This is a genomic window from Anoxybacillus ayderensis (genome assembly GCF_000833605.1).
GTDB classification, from domain to species: domain Bacteria; phylum Bacillota; class Bacilli; order Bacillales; family Anoxybacillaceae; genus Anoxybacillus; species Anoxybacillus ayderensis.
The window spans coordinates 1-930 of record NZ_JXTG01000057.1 but is presented as its reverse complement, the minus strand read 5'-3'; the positions used below and the strand labels follow the sequence as shown (position 1 = coordinate 930).

Genomic DNA, 930 nt, shown 5'->3' with positions numbered 1-930 from the left:
AGAGGGTCGGAGGTTCGAGTCCTCCATGGCTCACCATGATGCGGGTGTGGCGGAATTGGCAGACGCACCAGACTTAGGATCTGGCGCCTCTGGCGTGGGGGTTCAAGTCCCTCCACCCGCATAATGCGGAAGTAGTTCAGTGGTAGAACACCACCTTGCCAAGGTGGGGGTCGCGGGTTCGAGTCCCGTCTTCCGCTCCAACATGCCTATGCCGGGGTGGCGGAATTGGCAGACGCACAGGACTTAAAATCCTGCGGTAGGTGACTACCGTGCCGGTTCGAGTCCGGCCCTCGGCACTTTATATGCGCCCGTAGCTCAATTGGATAGAGCATCTGACTACGGATCAGAAGGTTAGGGGTTCGAATCCTCTCGGGCGCGCCATGTTTATATCGTAATGAGGACGGGAAGTAGCTCAGCTTGGTAGAGCACATGGTTTGGGACCATGGGGTCGCAGGTTCGAATCCTGTCTTCCCGACCATTTTCAAGGGGCCTTAGCTCAGCTGGGAGAGCGCCTGCTTTGCACGCAGGAGGTCATCGGTTCGATCCCGATAGGCTCCACCAAAAAAGTATTGACAAGAAAAAACGTAAATGTTACATTAAGAAGGTCGCTTCAAAAGCGATGAGATGTTCTTTGAAAACTGAACGAAGCGAAAAGCGTACAAAAGCTAAGGATAACTTTTCTATGGAGAGTTTGATCCTGGCTCAGGACGAACGCTGGCGGCGTGCCTAATACATGCAAGTCGAGCGGACGATTCAAAAGCTTGCTTTTGAATCGTTAGCGGCGGACGGGTGAGTAACACGTGGGCAACCTGCCCTGTAGACGGGGATAACACCGAGAAATCGGTGCTAATACCGGATAACACGAAGAACCGCATGGTTTTTCGTTGAAAGGCGGCGCAAGCTGTCGCTACAGGATGGGCCCGCGGCGCA

6 tRNA genes and 1 rRNA gene are annotated in these 930 nt (G+C 54.1%); all 7 read left to right on the top strand.

The features are described from left to right. Positions 1-40 precede the first annotated feature (40 nt). Positions 41-121, top strand: a tRNA-Leu gene (locus tag JV16_RS14885). A gap of 4 nt (positions 122-125) precedes the next feature. Further along, positions 126-200 (top strand) — tRNA-Gly (locus JV16_RS14880). Positions 201-210: 10 nt separating this feature from the next. Continuing rightward, positions 211-296: transfer RNA gene (locus tag JV16_RS14875), tRNA-Leu, on the top strand. 8 nt (positions 297-304) lie between these two features. Then, a tRNA-Arg gene (locus JV16_RS14870) sits at positions 305-381 on the top strand. A 20-nt stretch (positions 382-401) separates the two neighbouring features. Then, positions 402-478: transfer RNA gene (locus JV16_RS14865), tRNA-Pro, on the top strand. A 7-nt stretch (positions 479-485) separates the two neighbouring features. Continuing rightward, positions 486-561, top strand: a tRNA-Ala gene (locus tag JV16_RS14860). Positions 562-679: 118 nt separating this feature from the next. Beyond that, a 16S ribosomal RNA gene (locus JV16_RS14855) occupies positions 680-930 on the top strand; the annotation flags it as partial.